At 56.3% G+C, this 16,520-nt stretch carries 17 protein-coding genes and 1 riboswitch; of the genes, 13 read left to right on the top strand and 4 right to left on the bottom strand.

Annotation, left to right across the window (positions count from 1 at the left end):
- Positions 1 to 50: 50 nt before the first annotated feature.
- Positions 51 to 155, top strand: a riboswitch (SAM riboswitch).
- 81 nt (positions 156 to 236) lie between these two features.
- From GHH_RS06365 to GHH_RS06380, 4 genes are all read left to right on the top strand, one after another.
- On the top strand, positions 237 to 560 hold the full coding sequence (locus GHH_RS06365; protein WP_015374488.1) for a hypothetical protein: 324 nt from the start codon (positions 237 to 239) through the stop codon (positions 558 to 560).
- A gap of 15 nt (positions 561 to 575) precedes the next feature.
- A complete protein-coding gene (locus GHH_RS06370) occupies positions 576 to 959 on the top strand; it encodes a VOC family protein (protein ID WP_015374489.1) in 384 nt (127 codons plus the stop codon).
- Between the two features lie 100 nt (positions 960 to 1,059).
- Entirely contained in the window at positions 1,060 to 1,542 is a 483-nt protein-coding gene (locus GHH_RS06375) for a PaaI family thioesterase (protein ID WP_015374490.1), read from the top strand.
- A gap of 34 nt (positions 1,543 to 1,576) precedes the next feature.
- Positions 1,577 to 1,819 carry a hypothetical protein gene (locus GHH_RS06380; RefSeq protein ID WP_015374491.1) on the top strand — a complete coding sequence of 81 codons (243 nt, stop codon included), beginning with the start codon at positions 1,577 to 1,579 and terminating at the stop codon, positions 1,817 to 1,819.
- On the opposite strand, the gene GHH_RS06385 is transcribed toward GHH_RS06380, so the two are convergent.
- The gene (locus tag GHH_RS06385) at positions 1,803 to 2,219 is read right to left on the bottom strand and encodes a PaaI family thioesterase (protein WP_015374492.1); all 417 of its coding nucleotides are present in this window, start codon (positions 2,217 to 2,219) and stop codon (positions 1,803 to 1,805) included. The two genes, GHH_RS06380 and GHH_RS06385, sit on opposite strands and share 17 nt — an antisense overlap.
- 270 nt (positions 2,220 to 2,489) lie before the next feature.
- Here GHH_RS06385 and hutG point away from each other — a divergent pair, with 270 nt between their 5' ends.
- The 5 genes from hutG (at position 2,490) to GHH_RS06410 (ending at position 9,542) form a co-directional block, all read left to right on the top strand.
- On the top strand, positions 2,490 to 3,461 hold the full coding sequence (gene hutG, locus GHH_RS06390) for a formimidoylglutamase (protein ID WP_015374493.1): 972 nt from the start codon (positions 2,490 to 2,492) through the stop codon (positions 3,459 to 3,461).
- A gap of 4 nt (positions 3,462 to 3,465) precedes the next feature.
- Positions 3,466 to 4,947 carry a response regulator transcription factor gene (locus GHH_RS06395; protein WP_015374494.1) on the top strand — a complete coding sequence of 494 codons (1,482 nt, stop codon included), beginning with the start codon at positions 3,466 to 3,468 and terminating at the stop codon, positions 4,945 to 4,947.
- A gap of 223 nt (positions 4,948 to 5,170) precedes the next feature.
- Positions 5,171 to 6,826, top strand: coding sequence for a urocanate hydratase (gene hutU, locus GHH_RS06400; protein ID WP_015374495.1), 1,656 nt, complete (start codon positions 5,171 to 5,173; stop codon positions 6,824 to 6,826).
- Positions 6,827 to 6,840: 14 nt separating this feature from the next.
- Positions 6,841 to 8,115 (top strand): imidazolonepropionase, encoded by a 1,275-nt coding sequence (hutI, locus tag GHH_RS06405; RefSeq protein WP_015374496.1) that lies wholly within the window; start codon positions 6,841 to 6,843, stop codon positions 8,113 to 8,115.
- A gap of 98 nt (positions 8,116 to 8,213) precedes the next feature.
- Positions 8,214 to 9,542, top strand: coding sequence for a YjiH family protein (locus tag GHH_RS06410; protein ID WP_015374497.1), 1,329 nt, complete (start codon positions 8,214 to 8,216; stop codon positions 9,540 to 9,542).
- Between the two features lie 130 nt (positions 9,543 to 9,672).
- Here the strand turns inward: GHH_RS06410 and mscL are convergent, their stop codons facing one another.
- Entirely contained in the window at positions 9,673 to 10,068 is a 396-nt protein-coding gene (mscL, locus tag GHH_RS06415) for a large conductance mechanosensitive channel protein MscL (protein WP_015374498.1), read from the bottom strand.
- Between the two features lie 149 nt (positions 10,069 to 10,217).
- On the opposite strand from mscL, the gene GHH_RS06420 reads away from it, so the two are divergent.
- From GHH_RS06420 to GHH_RS06430, 3 genes are all read left to right on the top strand, one after another.
- Positions 10,218 to 11,441 carry a YeeE/YedE family protein gene (locus GHH_RS06420; RefSeq protein ID WP_015374499.1) on the top strand — a complete coding sequence of 408 codons (1,224 nt, stop codon included), beginning with the start codon at positions 10,218 to 10,220 and terminating at the stop codon, positions 11,439 to 11,441.
- A 181-nt stretch (positions 11,442 to 11,622) separates the two neighbouring features.
- Positions 11,623 to 12,564, top strand: a complete 942-nt coding sequence (locus tag GHH_RS06425) for a carbohydrate kinase family protein (protein WP_015374500.1) — start codon at positions 11,623 to 11,625, stop codon at positions 12,562 to 12,564.
- Position 12,565: 1 nt separating this feature from the next.
- Positions 12,566 to 13,471, top strand: a complete 906-nt coding sequence (locus tag GHH_RS06430) for a pseudouridine-5'-phosphate glycosidase (RefSeq protein ID WP_015374501.1) — start codon at positions 12,566 to 12,568, stop codon at positions 13,469 to 13,471.
- Positions 13,472 to 13,524: 53 nt separating this feature from the next.
- On the opposite strand, the gene GHH_RS06435 is transcribed toward GHH_RS06430, so the two are convergent.
- Positions 13,525 to 13,878: a hypothetical protein gene (locus tag GHH_RS06435; RefSeq protein WP_011230871.1), complete on the bottom strand. Its 354-nt coding sequence runs from the start codon at positions 13,876 to 13,878 to the stop codon at positions 13,525 to 13,527.
- 278 nt (positions 13,879 to 14,156) lie between these two features.
- Between GHH_RS06435 and GHH_RS06440 the strand changes: the two genes are divergently transcribed.
- Entirely contained in the window at positions 14,157 to 15,323 is a 1,167-nt protein-coding gene (locus tag GHH_RS06440; protein WP_015374502.1) for a HEAT repeat domain-containing protein, read from the top strand.
- A gap of 67 nt (positions 15,324 to 15,390) precedes the next feature.
- Here the strand turns inward: GHH_RS06440 and GHH_RS06445 are convergent, their stop codons facing one another.
- A complete protein-coding gene (locus GHH_RS06445; RefSeq protein WP_015374503.1) occupies positions 15,391 to 16,161 on the bottom strand; it encodes a class III extradiol ring-cleavage dioxygenase in 771 nt (256 codons plus the stop codon).
- Between the last annotated feature and the right edge of the window lie 359 nt (positions 16,162 to 16,520).

The raw sequence follows: 16,520 nt of genomic DNA on the forward strand, positions 1-16,520 counted from the left end.
ATTGCTTCTATGGGATTCGATATGGTAACATGAAAGACAAATGATCATACGTCTTATCAAGAGTGGGCGAGAGAACGGGCTTGATGACCCCACAGCAACCTGCCGCCGGCAAGGTGCTAACACCCGCAAAGCGGTCTCGCTTTGGATGATAAGAACGGCTGTCCCCTTTCGCATCATTCCGAGGCGAAAGGGGTTTTTGTCGATAGGGGGTGAAGGGGGAAATAGTGGAGAGGGACATGTCGATCCGAGCTTGCATGGCCGCTCATCTCCGTGCCGCTGCGTTCGCCGTTCATGTCATGCGCTGCGTGCAGGCGGAGCTGATTCGGTTTGACCCTGAAGCGGCGGTTTATGTCGACCGCGGGGGCGGATATACCCACTTGTATGGGAAAGCGCAAGGGACAACCTTTTCAGTGTTGTTGACCGACAGCGAGGCGGACGAATGGAAGGCGGACGGACCGTACGCCCTTGATCGCTACATATGGACAGAGCTTGGGAAAAAAGGGGTTTTTCCAATGCGGATGACGCCGTATTTACAAGCTGTATGGTTAATGGAGTCATAGAAAGGAAGAGGACGAATGGCAGTCAAAAAATTTGAGCATGTCGGCATTCAAGTGAAAGACATCGAGACATCAAAGGCATTTTACCAAAACGTCGTCGGCCTGGAGCTGCTCGACGAAATGATTCATACGAACGGAACGATGAAATTGGCGTTTTTAGGGATTGACGGCTCGATCGTCGTCGAGCTGATCGAAGGATACAACCCGGATTTGCCGACGGAAGGAAAAGTGCACCACGTGGCGTTTACGGTCGAAGGCATCGAGCAGGAAAAAGAACGGCTTCAGTCGCTCGGCGTCCCGCTAGTGTGGGATGAAATTACAACGCTCCCAAACGGGGCGAAATACTTATTTTTCCTTGGTCCGGACGGCGAATGGATCGAGTTTTACGAGCCGGCGCAATGAACGAAGGGGAAGGTGGCCATACCGATGGCCGCCTTTTGCCGTGCAAGAAGGAAAATAGGGAGTGCACCGCGTATAGGTAAAGGGGAGAGGAGGAGAACAGATGGAGCCGCAAGTCATTCGCGCCATTCAAGACGACTACCCGGATGAATTCGCCTGGTGCTACGGCTGCGGACGGTTGAATGAGCAAGGCCATCATTTCCGCACCGGCTGGGACGGAGACAAAACGGTGACCGTCTATACGCCGCGCCCGGAACATACGGCGATCCCCGGGTTTGTGTACGGCGGGCTGATCGCCTCGCTCATCGACTGCCATGGCACCGGGTCGGCGGCGCTCGCCTTGCATCGGAAAAACGGCCATGAGCCGGGAAGCGGGGAAACGCCGCCGCGCTTTGTCACCGCGTCGCTTCATGTCGACTTTGTCAAGCCGACGCCGCATGGCGTGCCGCTTGTCGCCGTCGGAACGGTGACGGAGATTCACCCGAAAAAATGGCAAGTGGACACCGAGGTGTTCGCCAACGGCGAACTGTGCGCCCGCGGTCAAGTCGTCGCGGTCGTCATGCCGAAAACGTTTGTCCAGGGATGACAAGCAAACGAAAAGCGCCGGAGGGCGGCTGTTTTTGACAGCGCTTTCTCCGGCGCTTCGCTCGTTGCGCTCGATCCCGCTTGGGAAAAAGCGGACATCTTCACAAGTGACATGTTCATCCTTGGATGGCGGGGCGAAACAGGTTGCCGATCGAACGCTTCTAGGCATGGCTGCTGCCAACAGCCCGATTCAGTTGGACCGGTTTGGCGTCTGCCTCGGCGCCAGCGTTTCACTTCCCTTCCATAAACGAAAGCGCTTTTTTACGGTTTATCCATAATCAGCACCGAGGAGGTCGCGCTCGCCACTTCTTTGCCGTTTTGCCGGACGACGGCAGTCACGTAGGCGACAGTTTTCCCGAACTTTTCCACTCGCGCTTCCACTTCAGCTTCCCCTGCCGCCGCGGGGCGGTGAAACGTCGTCTGCAAGTTGATGGACGCGTGCAGCTGGTCATCGCGAAGCAAGGTGGTCACCGCATACGCCATGAGAATATCCGCCGCCGCTCCGACGAACCCGCCCATGATCACCCCGTTGCCGTTGAGGAGCGATTCATGGATCGTCCATACCCCTTTCGCATAGCCGTCACGGGCTTCCGCCAGGCGGACGCCGAGCGTCTCATCGCACGGCGGCGGCGCGCTTTTTCCGGCAATGACGTCATGCAAGTTGGTAATTGGCTTCATCTCGAACATCCTTTCTGTCATCCATTGCGTTTCCATGAAAATGGGGTCATTTTCATGCCCGGATGGAGGGCAAAACGCCGCCCGCGGATCGTTTCGGTGAACATCATGGATCCTAAAGCAGCGATTTTCATCGGGTGGTGAGCGAAATGAGCTCATGGATGTTTTATTCGCCAAACGGCGGCGATTTCCTCTTTTTCGTGCGCAAGGGAGGAGTACGGCAAAGCGGCGGCGAAAGAAACAAACAGCGGATGATGGAAAGGAGAGGGTCTTATGTATCAACCGCCAGACGCCGGCCGTTGGACCGGGCGGGTTGACAGCGTGAGCGATGAACGGGCGTTTCGCCTTCATCAGCGCATTCGCCTGCTCGACTTGTCCCAACCATTGGAGACAGCGGCAGAACGGGCGGCCGCGTTCATCGGGTTTGCGTGCGACGAAGGCGTGCGCCGCAACCAAGGACGCCAAGGGGCGAAAGAGGCGCCTGCCGCCGTCAAAGCCGCGCTGGCCCGGCTGCCTTGGCATCTTCCGGAAGGGGTCGTTGTCTATGACGCAGGCGATGTCGTTTGCGTCGATGAACGGCTCGAACAAAGCCAGACGGAACTTGGGAAGGCGGTCGCCCGCCTGCTGCAACACAACATGGCGCCTATCGTGATCGGCGGCGGCCATGAGACGGCGTATGGGCATTACTTGGGCGTCCGGGAAGCGCTTGGGACGGATGCCCGCCTTGGCATCCTCAACATTGACGCCCATTTCGACTTGCGCCCGTACGATGACGGCCCGACATCGGGGACGATGTTTCGGCAAATATTGGATCAAGACGATCGAGTGAGCTACTTCTGCCTTGGCATTCAGCGGCTCGGCAACACGGCGGCGCTGTTTGCGGACGCCGAGACGTATCGGTGCCGTTACATGCTGGAAGACGAGCTGACCGCAGGGCCGATCGAGGCTGCCTATGAACAAATCGAGAAGTTTGCCGCCGATCATGATGCGGTGATGCTCACCTTTTGCATGGACGCCATCAGCGCAGCCGCCGCGCCGGGGGTGAGCGCGCCGTCGCCGTTTGGGCTCGCCCCGTCTCTGGCGCGCGCGCTCATCCGCCGAATCGTTTCCCATCCGAAAACGATCAGCGTCGACCTTTGCGAAGTCAATCCACTCTTGGATGAAGGCGGAAAAACGGTGGCGTTGGCCGCCGCCTTTTGCATGGAAGCGCTCCTTCATTTTCAACGCTTGCAGCCAAGGCGGTGAGAACGTGAAATTGGTCATTGCCGAACGGGACGACAAAGAACGGGAAGCGATCCGCTGGCTCGTGTCCGCGTATTCCTTGCCGATTGAGCGGGTGTATACGGCAGCCACCGTGGAGGAGATGATGGCCGTCTTGGAGCGGGAGGCGCCGGAGCTGTTGTACGTCGAACTCGACATGATTCCGTATGAACGATGGCCGCAGGCGACCGCCCACGTCCGCTTGTTTTGCCAACGGGTGATTGCCGCAACGGCCGAGGCGACGTTCGCGCGGGCGAAACAAGCCATCGACTGGCAATGCGTCGATTTGCTTGTGAAGCCGCTTGAGCCCGCCAAGCTGAAGCAGGCGCTGCGGACGGCGGCGTCGCGTTCCCCGGGGCGCCTAGGCTTGCCGACGGGGTTGGACGCCCATCACGACGATTACCGCTCCTTATTTTGCGATGTTCCTTCCGCGGCCTCCGCGCATGTATGGCTTGTGCAGGCGGAACAGCCCGCTTTGTCTCAAGAAGTGATCCGTTTCTTGATGGATTACCCGTTTCGCGGACGGGCGCGTGTATTGCCGCTCACCCGTATGGCGGTTTGCCTGCTTCCCGATTTGCCGGGCGACGGGAAAGAAGAGGCGTGGAAGCTGCTGCGCGATTGGGAGGAAGATCATCATGAGCCGCTCGCGGTTGTCGTGATGCCGCCTGATGGCCGGAGGACGGTGCGCGCGCAATACCAAGCGGCGCGCCGGTTGCTCGAGACGACGTTTTTCATTGGCTATCGCCAAGTGATCGCTCCCGCTTCGGAATACGAACAGTGGCGTGAGCTCGATCCGTTTTTGACGCCCGAGGAGCAGCGGCAATGGATCGAAATGCTCGAGCGGTTCGACCACGAAGCGGTGAAACGGTGGCTGCAGCGCGAGTTTTGGCACTGGTCGCCGCCGTTTCCGAGTCCGGAGATGGTGCGGACGCGGCTGACAAGCATCTTGGCGCAAATCCGCCGGTTTATGAAAACATACGGCCTTGACCGCGGCGGAACCGAGCGGGAATATATGCGCATCTTTCAAGACATTTTGTACAATCCCGTCTTGTATCGCATCGTTCAAGAATTGATTTTATTTTTATATCGGTTGTTCCACGAGGCCAAGCAGGCCGAGGAAGATGCGCGCGTCGACGCCGTGGAGCGCGGCCTCCGCTATATGGAGGCGCATTTTCGCGATCCGTCGCTCACGCTTGAGCGGGTCGCGGCCGCTGCCGGGCGCAGTCCCGCGTATTTCAGCCATTTGTTGTCGAAAAAGCGGGGCGTGACGTTTCGCCAGTGGCTGACGAATCGGCGGCTTGAGGAAGCGAAGCGGCTGCTTCGGCAGACGGACTTGTCGATCAAAGAAATCGCCGAACAAACCGGGTTTCGCACCGCCCATTATTTGACGCGCGTCTTCAAAGCCGAACTGAATGAGACGCCGACCGCCTACCGCGACGAACAACGGCCGAAACCGCCATCGCCGCGGTAGGCGGTTTTGTCTGTGACAAAGCGCAGTCTTGCCGGATCGCGGGCGAGAGGGGGCGGCGTCTATTTCAAAAGAAATGGATCGATATCGAAAAAAATGAACAAATAAAACGGAGAGGAAATAGAAAATTCAAAAAAATGTGATCACTTTTAAAAGACGTGCGCCTATCTTCTCCTTCTTTGCTCCCTTACAATCAAAAGCAAAGAGGAAAAAGGAGAGGATGACGATGGCAGAAAAACGGACCGTCAGCCCGCCCGCGGGAACTGAGCGGTGGGCGAAAGGATGGATTCAAGAAGCGGCGCTGCGGATGCTGAACAACAATTTGCATCCCGATGTCGCCGAGCGGCCGGATGAATTGATCGTCTACGGCGGCATCGGCAAGGCGGCGCGCAACTGGGAATGTTACGAGGCGATTGTGGACACCCTTCTTCGTTTAGAAAACGATGAAACGTTGCTCATTCAATCCGGCAAGCCGGTGGCGGTATTTCGCACGCATCCGGACGCCCCGCGCGTGCTGATCGCCAACTCCAACCTCGTGCCCGCATGGGCGACGTGGGATCATTTCCATGAGCTCGACAAAAAAGGATTGATCATGTACGGACAAATGACGGCTGGCAGCTGGATTTACATCGGCAGCCAAGGAATCGTTCAAGGAACGTATGAAACGTTTGCCGAAGTGGCACGCCAGCACTTTGGCGGCACGCTCGCCGGGACGATCACGCTAACCGCCGGCCTTGGCGGCATGGGCGGGGCGCAGCCGCTCGCGGTGACGATGAACGGCGGCGTCTGCCTCGCTGTCGAAATCGATCCGGCCCGCATTCAGCGCCGCCTTGATACGAAATACCTCGACACGATGACCGACAGCTTGGAGGCGGCGCTTGCGATGGCGAAACGAGCGAAGGAAGAGAAAAAAGCGCTGTCAATCGGCCTTGTCGGCAATGCGGCTGAAGTGTTGCCGCGTCTCGTCGAAATGGGCTTTGTTCCGGACGTCTTGACCGATCAAACGTCCGCCCATGATCCGTTAAACGGCTACATCCCGGCTGGCCTTACGCTTGATGAGGCCGCCGAACTCAGGGCGCGCGATCCGAAGCAGTACATCGCCCGTGCAAAACAGTCGATCGCCGCGCATGTGCGGGCGATGCTGGCGATGCAAAAGCAAGGGGCGGTGACGTTTGATTACGGCAACAACATCCGCCAAGTGGCAAAAGACGAAGGGGTGGACGACGCCTTTTCCTTCCCGGGCTTTGTGCCGGCCTACATCCGCCCGCTCTTTTGCGAAGGAAAAGGGCCGTTCCGCTGGGTGGCGCTCTCGGGCGACCCTGAGGATATTTACAAAACCGATGAAGTCATTTTGCGTGAATTTCGCGACAATGAGCGGCTTTGCCATTGGATTCGCATGGCGCAAAAACGCATTCAATTCCAAGGGCTGCCGGCGCGCATTTGTTGGCTCGGCTACGGCGAGCGGGCGAAATTTGGCAAAATCATCAACGACATGGTGGCCAAAGGCGAGCTGAAAGCGCCGATCGTCATCGGCCGCGATCATTTGGATTCGGGCTCCGTCGCTTCGCCGAACCGGGAGACGGAAGGAATGAAAGACGGAAGCGACGCCATCGCCGACTGGCCGATTTTAAACGCGCTGTTGAATGCGGTTGGGGGCGCGAGCTGGGTGTCGGTTCACCACGGCGGCGGCGTCGGCATGGGCTACTCGATTCACGCCGGCATGGTCATCGTCGCCGACGGCACGAAAGAGGCGGAAAAACGGTTGGAACGGGTGTTGACGACCGACCCGGGGCTTGGTGTGGTCCGCCACGCCGATGCCGGCTATGAGCTCGCCATCCGGACGGCGAAAGAAAAAGGCATCGATATGCCGATGCTCAAGTAGAAAGGGGGATCCATATGCGCCCGCTTTTTGTCCGCCGCGCCCGCCAGCTCGTGACGCTGGCGGGAAGCTCCGCGGCTCCGCTCGTCAAGGAGAAGATGAGCGATCTAGGCATCATCGAAAACGGCAGCGTCTGGATCGAAAACGGAGTGATCATGGCGGTTGGGACGGACGATGAACTGGCCCGCCAATTTGCCGATCGGCTCGCCGAAGCTGACGTCATCGACGCCAAGGACAAAACGGTGACGCCTGGGCTCATCGACCCGCACACCCATCTCGTTTACGCCGGCAGCCGCGAACACGAATGGACGATGCGGCTCGGCGGGGCGACGTACATGGAAATCATGAACGCCGGCGGCGGCATTCATGCCACGACAAAAGCGACGCGCGAGGCGTCGGAAGAGATGTTGTATGAGGAAAGCAAGCGGCGGCTCGATCAGTTTTTGCTTCATGGGGTCACGACCGTCGAAGCAAAAAGCGGCTATGGGTTAAGCCTTGAGCACGAAATCAAGCAGCTTAACGTCGCAAAGCGTCTCGATGACACCCACCCGGTCGATGTCGTCTCCACGTTTCTTGGCGCCCACGCCGTTCCGCCGGAGTGGAAGCACGATCCGGATGAATACGTCCGCCTGATCATCGACGAGATGATTCCCGAAGTGGCCCGCCTTGGGCTCGCCGAGTTCAACGACGTCTTTTGTGAGCGCGGCGTGTTTACGCCCGAACAAGCCCGCCTCATTTTGGAAGCAGGGAAAGCGCACGGCTTGACGCCGAAAATTCACGCTGATGAAATCGAACCGTACGGCGGGGCGGAACTGGCCGCCGAAGTCGGCGCGATATCCGCGGACCACCTGCTTCGCGCGTCAGACGAAGGAATCCGCCGCATGGCCGATCGTGGCGTCATCGGCGTCCTTTTGCCCGGCACCGCCTTTTTCTTAATGACAAAAGCCGCCGATGCCCGCCGTTTGATCGACGCCGGCGTTCCCGTCGCTTTGGCGACCGACTGCAACCCTGGTTCGTCGCCGACCGTCTCGCTCCCGCTTGTCATGAGCCTGGCCTGCCTGCATATGGGCATGACTCACGCTGAAGCGATGGCCGCCGCCACGATCAATGCCGCCCACGCCATCGGCCGCGCGCATCTTGTCGGCAGCCTCGAGCCGGGGAAGAAGGCGGATTTGGTCATGTTCAACGTTCCGAATTATGTGCAGATCATGTACCATTACGGAGTCAACCATATTGAGACGGTGATCAAAGGCGGGGGGGTGGTGGTGAAAGAAGGCAAGGTGTGCATCTAAAAGGGAAACGTTCTTTCGTCGAAGCGTTTGGCGACCGGAAGCGGCTATGCTTCCGGCCGCGCAAGTTGGGGTAAAAAGGACAATGGGGGTGGAGAAAGATGAAAGCGGATACAAATATAGCGCCATCCGTGCCGACGCCAACGCCGGCCAGCGGGGCATGGAAGTTTTTCGTCTTTAGCGCCATCGGCATTTTCGTATTTTTCGTCCCGGTGTCCATCGGCGGCACATCATCGATTTTGCTCGATCATATTGTGACATGGATTCGCGAGCATTTTCCAGGACTCGTTCCGTATTATGCACTTATGGTTATTGCCCTTGGAGCGGTTTATCCATTCTATAATAAGACGTGGAACAAAGACATTGTCACCGCTGTTTTTTCCATTCTCAAAGTACTTGGATTGATCGTGGCTGTCATGTTGGTGTTTCGCATCGGTCCGTCATGGTTGTTTCAGCCGAATATGGGCCCGTTCTTATATGACAAGCTCGTCATTTCCGTCGGACTTCTTGTGCCGATTGGCTCCGTCTTTCTCGCCATGCTCGTTGGCTACGGGCTTTTAGAATTTGTCGGCGTATGGATGCAGCCCATCATGCGTCCGATTTGGAAAACGCCGGGCCGTTCGGCGATCGACGCCGTCGCCTCCTTTGTCGGCAGCTACTCGATCGGTCTATTGATCACCAATAAAGTGTTCAAAGAAGGCAAATACACCGTGAAAGAAGCAGCGATCATCGCTACCGGCTTTTCCACCGTATCGGTGACGTTCATGGTTGTTGTCGCGAAAACATTGGGGCTCATGCCAATCTGGAACACGTATTTTTGGGTGACCTTTCTCGTGACGTTTGCCGTCACAGCGCTTACCGCCCGGCTTTGGCCGCTGAGCCGCATGAGCGACGAGTATTACGATGGCAAAGGAGATCCCGAACAAAAAGTGACGGGAAGCTATATGAAGCAAGCTTGGTCCGAGGCGATGAAAGCGGTAGGACAGTCAAAAGGGATTGGGACAAACATATGGGAGAACTTGCGAGATGGCTTCATCATGACGATGGGCATTTTGCCGTCCATTATGTCAGTCGGACTGATCGGGCTGTTGCTCGCTGAATATACGCCGTTGTTTGACTGGTTGGGCTACCTGTTCTACCCATTCACCCTTCTGTTGCAAATCCCTGAACCGCTGTTGGCTGCGAAAGCTTCGGCCATTGAAATCGCGGAAATGTTTTTGCCCGCTTTGCTTGTCACCGAAGCTCCGCTTGTCACAAAATTCATTATTGCTGTTGTATCCGTCTCGGCGATCCTATTCTTTTCCGCTGTCATTCCATGCATTTTATCTACAGAAATTCCGCTCAGCTTGCCGAGGCTGCTGGTCATCTGGTTCGAACGCACCGTCTTGACGCTCATCCTCACCGCGCCGCTCGCATATTGGCTGCTTTGACGGGAGCGCGGCGCTTCGATGAAAACGGACATCGATGGGGTGGCTGCGATTTTCAGGTTCGCCGCCATTCCATCAACCCGATTGAGAAGTTTCAGCGCCATGAAAGCCTGTCCACCTCCGAGACAGGCTTTCACAGCGTTTCCCGCTGCTGCTTTAACAAATCGCGAATCTCTGTCAATAGCTCCTCCTCTTTCGTCAGCGTCGGCGCGGTTTCCTTCACCTCTTCCTGCTTTTTCACCCGTTCATACAGCGTGTTGATCAATTTCACAAACAGGAAAATCGAAAACGCGATGATCAAAAAGTCGACGACCGTTTGGATAAACGCCCCATATTTCACTTCCGCTTTGCCGACTTTCCACGACAGGCCGCTGAAATTGATGCCTCCCAACAATAAGCCGACGAGCGGCATGATGATGTCATTGACGAGCGAAGACACGATTTTGCCAAATGCCCCGCCGATAATGACCCCGACGGCCAAGTCGATGACATTGCCGCGGACGGCGAATTTTTTAAACTCGTTCCACATGGTCATCTCCTTCCGAAGAAAATGTTCGTCTGCTATTATACCCGACCGGCCGCAACATTGAAACTTTTTAGTTTAAATCGTAGCAAATCAATTGGTTTTATAGTATTATAGAATACGTTCATCAACCAAAACAAAAGGGGGAACGCATCGTGGAAATGACCGCACAACAACGAGACGTTCGCGCGAAACAAGCAGCGAACGCCCCGAAACATCCGACTGCGTGGATTATTGCTGTTTCCTGCCTCATATTGATCGGTGGAACGTTGTTCTTATATAGCCGTGTTTCCTGGCAACAGGCGCTTTTGTATGTGCTGGGAGCGTTTGGTGGATTTGTATTGTACCAGGCGCATTTTGGCTTTACATCCGCATGGCGAAAGTTTATTCTATACCGCCAAGGGGAAGGCATTCGGGCACAGATGATCATGATGGCGGCAGCCAGCGCGTTGTTTTTGCCGCTGCTCGTGAAAGGCTCAGCGCTCGGCCACCCGGTGTCAGGGTATGTATTTGGCGTGGGGGTATCAGTCATCGTCGGCGCCTTCCTGTTTGGCATCGGCATGCAGCTTGGCGACGGCTGCGCGTCCGGGACGTTGTACCATATCGGCGGGGGCGATGCGAACGGCATCGTGACGCTCATCGGGTTCATCGCTGGCTCCGTCATTGCGACGACCCACTTTGACGTGTGGGCGAAGATGCCGCAATGGAAGCCGTTCTCGTTCATTGGCGAGTTCGGCCCCTTGGGAGGGTTTTTGCTTCAGTTGGTTTTGTTGGCAGCGGTCTACTATGTGGTGACCGTGGTGGAAAAACGGCGCTATGGCCAACTCGTTGCTACATCGCTTGAGAACCGTCATGGCTGGAAAGCGATTTACAAAGGGCCATGGTCGCTTCTGGTCGGGGCGTTGCTCTTGGCTGTAACGAACGCGCTTGTGCTGATGATTAGCGGCAAGCCGTGGGGCATTACATCCGCCTTCGCCCTTTGGGGAGCGAAGTTCGTGCAGCTATTTGGCGTCGATCCGACCGCTTGGGCGTACTGGCAAGATGAAGCGAAACGGCAGGCGCTCGCAAATCCCCTCTACTACGATACAACGACCGTGATGGACATCAGCTTGATGGTCGGCGCCTTATTGGCGGCAGCGCTCGCGGGCCGCTATACGAAGCCCGTGCAATGGAAGCGTCCGACGCGCATGACGATCGGTGCGCTGATCGGCGGGCTGATGATGGGATACGGCGCCCGGCTGGCGTTCGGCTGCAATATCGGCGCGTATTTCGGCGGCATTGCCTCGTTCAGCGCCCACGGCTGGGCATGGTTTGTCTTTGCTTTCCTCGGCAGCCTGATCGGCGTCAAACTGCGTCCGTATTGCGCGTACAAAAACTAAATGTCCGAAAGTCGGCATCCCGTCGTTTTGGCGGGGTGCTTTCTTTATGCAGGACGGCATATGGTACAATGGGCAGTGAGGCTTCGACAAGAGCAGCTGCCTGCTTGTTTGAAATCGTTTTCCTTGTTTTGGGAGAGCGGAAGGAGGACAGCGGTGTTCATTGGGAGAGGAGGGAAAAGGCATGCGGCAAGCGGCCTCGATCGTCTGCATTGGCGGGGCGAACGTCGACCGAAAGGCGCGGTTGCTCACTTCGTTTCGGCTCGGCACGTCTCATCCCGTCACCACGACGCAAACCGCGGGCGGGGTGGCGAGAAACATCGCCGAAAACTTAGGGCGGCTTGCTCAATCTGTTTCGCTCGTCAGCACCGTTGGCGATGATCGCGATGGACAGTGGCTCGTTGACGTGACGAGCCGATATGTCAATACGAGCTTCATCGTGCGAACGCCAAAAGCGAACACCGGGACGTATACAGCGGTGCTCGATGAACGCGGCGAGATGGTTCTCGCCTTGGCGGATATGGCCATTTATGATACAGTGGGGGAAGAATGGCTAAAGCAGCAATGGACTCGGCTCGGTCCGATTTCTGCGGTCGTGCTTGACACGAATTTCCCGAAGGCTGTCATTCGTTCGGTGATTGCACAATGCCGCCAAGAGGACATCCCGCTTTGTGTTGTGACGGTGTCGGTTCCAAAAGTGAAGCGATTGCCCAGCGATTTGTCTGGTGTGACGTGGTTTGTCACGAATGAAGCGGAGGCGAAGGCATTTGTGGGAAAAGATGGGCATACGGGCGACATCATGAAAGCGATCCTTCACGCCGGCGCCCAGAATGTTGTCATCACGCGCGGCGCAAACGGCGTCGCGTACGCCACCAAGCAAGGGGAAACAGAAGCGATTGCGGCGCCGAAGGTTGAGGTCACCGACGCCACCGGAGCGGGCGACGCCTTTGCGGCTGGATTTTTGTACGGCGTCTTAGGCGGACATACGGTGGAAGACGCCTGCCGCTTTGGGATGAGCAGCGCGGCGCTTACGCTGCAAACGGCCGAAACGGTGCATCCCGCTTTGAATGAACACCTGTTGCAAGCCGCCTATGCGCGGTATTTTTGCGAAGGGAGAACGAAGTGATATGCATGATTTTCTCGTCTTTTCCGAAGAAGTCGCTCAAGCTAAAGCAGAACAAAAACCGATCGTCGCCTTGGAATCAACGATCATCTCGCACGGCATGCCGTATCCGGAAAACGTGCAGACGGCGAAAGACGTCGAACGGATCATCCGCGACCGCGGCGCTGTGCCGGCGACGATCGCCATTTTAAACGGAAACATCAAAATTGGATTGACTGAAGACGAACTTGAACAGTTAGGTACAAGCCGCGATATTGAAAAAGTGAGCCGCCGCGACTTGCCGTATGTCGTCGCCATGAAGAAACACGGGGCGACGACCGTGGCGGGGACGATGATTTGCGCCCAGATGGCGGGCATCCGCGTGTTTGCGACCGGCGGCATCGGCGGCGTGCACCGCGGTGCCGAACAGACGATGGACATCTCGGCTGACTTGCAGGAACTCTCGCGCACCAACGTCGCGGTCGTCTGCGCCGGGGCGAAATCGATTTTGGATTTAGGCTTGACGCTTGAATACCTCGAGACGCACGGCGTTCCGGTCATCGGCTATCAGACGGACGTCCTGCCGGCGTTCTATTCGCGGACGAGCCCGTTTCGCGTCGACTATCGCCTCGACAGCGTGGAAGAGATCGCCCAGTTCCTCGAAACGAAATGGAAGCTTGGGTTAAACGGCGGTGTTGTGATCGCCAATCCCGTCCCAAAAGAAGAGGAGCTCGAGGAGTCGTATATCACCGCCATCATCGAACAAGCGCTCAAGGAAGCAGAAGAAAAGCACATCACCGGCAAAGCGGTCACCCCGTTTTTGCTTGACCGTGTGAAAACGTTAACCGAAGGGAAAAGCTTAAAAGCAAACATCGCCTTAGTGAAAAACAACGCCGCCTTGGCGGCCGACCTTGCCCGAGAGCTTTCTTGATGCGAACGCCCCCGCCCTTCCATCAGGGCGGGGGCATGATGGCAGTGGAGGATTTATCGAGCGTGAAGCAAATGGCGGATTTTTCGATCGTGCTGGGCGATTTTGACGGAGTGGAAGTCGACCGTTTCTTGTGTTTCAACTAGTTCGACGCGGATGTGGCCGAGTTTCGCTTCGAGCCGTTCGAACCGTTCGTTCACGGTGCGCTCCAACTGGGCGATCTGCCGCTCAAACCGTCCATCCATCTCCTCGATGCGCTTGTCCATTTCATCCGTTTTTTCATTCAACGCTTGGACTTGGCGTTGGAGCGAGTCGAATTTCTCATGGAGCGCTTCGAACTGCTTGCGCATATCCGCCGCGTACAAATCAAGCACTTGCAAAATTTGCGCCAATATCGTTTTTTCTTCCACCCTCTTCACCTCCTTCCACTTCTAGTATATCAAACAAGCGAGTTTGCGAGAAGGAAAAACGGTTTCAAATCAAGCGGATTTTGTCTATGATGATAGAGGAGGAGATGCTGTGATGTTTGAAATGACCAAGAGCTCCATTGGCTGCCCATTTCCATCGCATCGGCCGCTGCTTGTGTTCCATGTATGAAGGAAGAACCCGCAAACCCGTCGCAAGGAGGTTGAATGTCGATATTCTGTCAGCGACGGGGTGAAATTTCAGAAAAAAAGAAGGTGTGATCATGTCCTTTATTCAAACAATCGAGCCGCATTTGTTTAGCGACCATCCTGTCCTCCGCCAGTTTGCGTTTGACGCAATCGAAGAGTATCCGGATATTCCAGCCGCGCTTGTGGAGCGTTTGGTGGATGAGGCTGTAACGGCGGACAACGAAGAAACACGGAGGATGATTTTGTACGGCATCTCCAAACAGCCGTTGACCGACCGAGCGCTTGAGCAGTTGTTGACCATGAAAGACGCAACGAAGTACATCCGTTGGTTTTTCCCGTTTCCAGCCGCCCAGCTCGAAAAATACGGAGAACAGCTGCTCCCTCACTTCCCGCGGTCTTGGCAGCGAGCCGTCCGCCTTGCTTTAGAAGGAACGGAAGATGACGTATGGGAACACTATTTTTCAGTGCTTTCGCATTTGCACGAGGAAGAGTTTCACAATCACGATTGGTTTTTAGTAGCCAAACAAGCCGTGCGCATTCTCGTTGAACGCGGATGGATGACGAAGGAAGATATCGGTCTGACATGGATGAAAAACGAGCAACAGCCTTGGTTTTCGTATGACGGCATTTTGGCGGTGTATGCGATCTCGCTCATCGGCGCCGCTGAATATATTCCCCGCCTCGCCCGACTGTTGGAACAACAAGACGGAGATGTGCTTGTTGATCAAGCCGTTTCCACCTTATCGATGTTCCAACGTGAAGAAACGATCGAAGCGGTGCGCCCATATGCGTTTCAGGAAGACACGGCGCTGTCCGCTATTCATGTGCTCGCCAACATCAAATCTAAACAGGCCGTGCGTGTATTGCGAGAAGTCTTTTCCAAGCAGCGCGATGATGACCTCCAAGCATTTTGCTTTGAGGCACTTTGCCATCAGCTGGATAAAGAGGCGTTCCCAGAAGTAGAGCAGTATGTAAAAAGAGCGGAAAAACGAGGGCGTTCTTGGATGATTGATGTCGAACAGAACGCGTACGCCTATTATACGATTCTAGAGATCGATCACCCGAAGTTGGAAACGTGGAAAGCCATTGCCGAGCAGCGGTATCGCCATTTTCAAGCCGTGCTGCAAACACCTCCGCGGCCGACCAACATCCCATACCGCCGAAAAGAGCGAAAAATCGGCCGCAACGACCCATGTCCGTGCGGCAGCGGGAAAAAGTATAAAAAGTGCTGCGGGAAGTAACAGCGTTGCTTTCGGCCTAGGAAACAGCCCGCCCCCATGCGTTGAAACGGGGGAGCGGGTTTTCCTTTTAAAATGTCACGGCCATTAGGCTTAAGTTTCCGTGTTGGTATTCACGGAACAACACGCGCGGCGCCCCGCCGCGATCGCCTGCCCCGTAGGCGATCCAATACGGCGCGAGGTGTTCGGGTGTGGGCACAGCTTGCTTGGCGTACGGCGCTTTGTTCTCATACTCGAACACCTCTTCACTATGGGCGGCGGATTGGCTGAGGAGCCAATCATCAAACGCCATGGCCCACGCGTCCGCTTCAGCGTGACCTTCCCAACGGAGCGCCATCAAATTGTGCACCGTCCCGCCGCTGCCGATGATCATCACGCCCTCATCCCGCAGCGGGCGCAGCGCTTCCCCGAGCTGGAACAATTGTTTTGGCGTCCACCACGGCACGACCGACGCTTGCACGACTGGGATGTCAGCGTTGGGAAATAGACGGTGCAACAACACCCAAGAACCGTGATCCAGCCCGCGCGTGGAATCAACCGCCACTTCCGCCGTTACGCCCGCCAAATGGCTGCGCACGCGCTCCGCCCACTCGACCGACCCGCGCGCCAGATAAACCACTTCATACAGCTCGCGCGGAAACCCGGAAAAATCATAAATCATGTCATACGTTCCCTTAACCGCCGAAACCGTCGGTTGGCGCGTCATCCAATGCGCGGTAAAGACGACGACCGCCTGCGGGCGAATTCCTTCCCCGAGTTTGCCCAAAAACGCCGTGTACGCATTGTCCTCGATCGCCAATATCGGCGAACCGTGAGCGAGAAATAGGGCGGGGGATCTCATCGTTCCATTCCTCCCTTGAACCATATTGACAAATCCGCTTGCGGCCTAATGCCGCCTCCAAACGATTCGCCGAAAAACGGCGCCGGAATTTCTCATCCCTAGTGTAGCATAAACATCTTTTGCTCTTCTATGCACACGCTTTCTTAAACCGTGCGATGGAGGTTTGAATCTTCTCGTAGGCGTTTCTGTCTCCCTTACGATGAGGAGCTTTTCCTTGCCTCCCGCCATATTCATCGCCGCCCAACCCGATCGGGCGTTTGGGGAGATGAAAGAGAGATATCACCAAGACGAATGTGTCCCTTCAACGCGCTTCTCCTCCGTGAATGCTCGAAAAAGCGGCTCTCCTACTAGTTAAGAGA

This window comes from Geobacillus sp. GHH01 (assembly GCF_000336445.1).
Classification (GTDB): Bacteria; Bacillota; Bacilli; order Bacillales; family Anoxybacillaceae; genus Geobacillus; species Geobacillus zalihae.

Bases quoted from the DNA above. Each gene is read 5' to 3' on its own strand.
- GHH_RS06365 (WP_015374488.1), top strand. From the start codon at position 237: ATGTCGATCCGAGCTTGCATGGCCGCTCATCTCCGTGCCGCTGCGTTC.
- GHH_RS06370 (WP_015374489.1), top strand. From the start codon at position 576: ATGGCAGTCAAAAAATTTGAGCATGTCGGCATTCAAGTGAAAGACATC.
- GHH_RS06375 (WP_015374490.1), top strand. From the start codon at position 1,060: ATGGAGCCGCAAGTCATTCGCGCCATTCAAGACGACTACCCGGATGAA.
- GHH_RS06385 (WP_015374492.1), bottom strand. From the start codon at position 2,219: ATGAAGCCAATTACCAACTTGCATGACGTCATTGCCGGAAAAAGCGCG.
- hutG (WP_015374493.1), top strand. From the start codon at position 2,490: ATGTATCAACCGCCAGACGCCGGCCGTTGGACCGGGCGGGTTGACAGC.
- hutU (WP_015374495.1), top strand. From the start codon at position 5,171: ATGGCAGAAAAACGGACCGTCAGCCCGCCCGCGGGAACTGAGCGGTGG.
- hutI (WP_015374496.1), top strand. From the start codon at position 6,841: ATGCGCCCGCTTTTTGTCCGCCGCGCCCGCCAGCTCGTGACGCTGGCG.
- GHH_RS06410 (WP_015374497.1), top strand. From the start codon at position 8,214: ATGAAAGCGGATACAAATATAGCGCCATCCGTGCCGACGCCAACGCCG.
- mscL (WP_015374498.1), bottom strand. From the start codon at position 10,068: ATGTGGAACGAGTTTAAAAAATTCGCCGTCCGCGGCAATGTCATCGAC.
- GHH_RS06425 (WP_015374500.1), top strand. From the start codon at position 11,623: ATGCGGCAAGCGGCCTCGATCGTCTGCATTGGCGGGGCGAACGTCGAC.
- GHH_RS06430 (WP_015374501.1), top strand. From the start codon at position 12,566: ATGCATGATTTTCTCGTCTTTTCCGAAGAAGTCGCTCAAGCTAAAGCA.
- GHH_RS06440 (WP_015374502.1), top strand. From the start codon at position 14,157: ATGTCCTTTATTCAAACAATCGAGCCGCATTTGTTTAGCGACCATCCT.
- GHH_RS06445 (WP_015374503.1), bottom strand. From the start codon at position 16,161: ATGAGATCCCCCGCCCTATTTCTCGCTCACGGTTCGCCGATATTGGCG.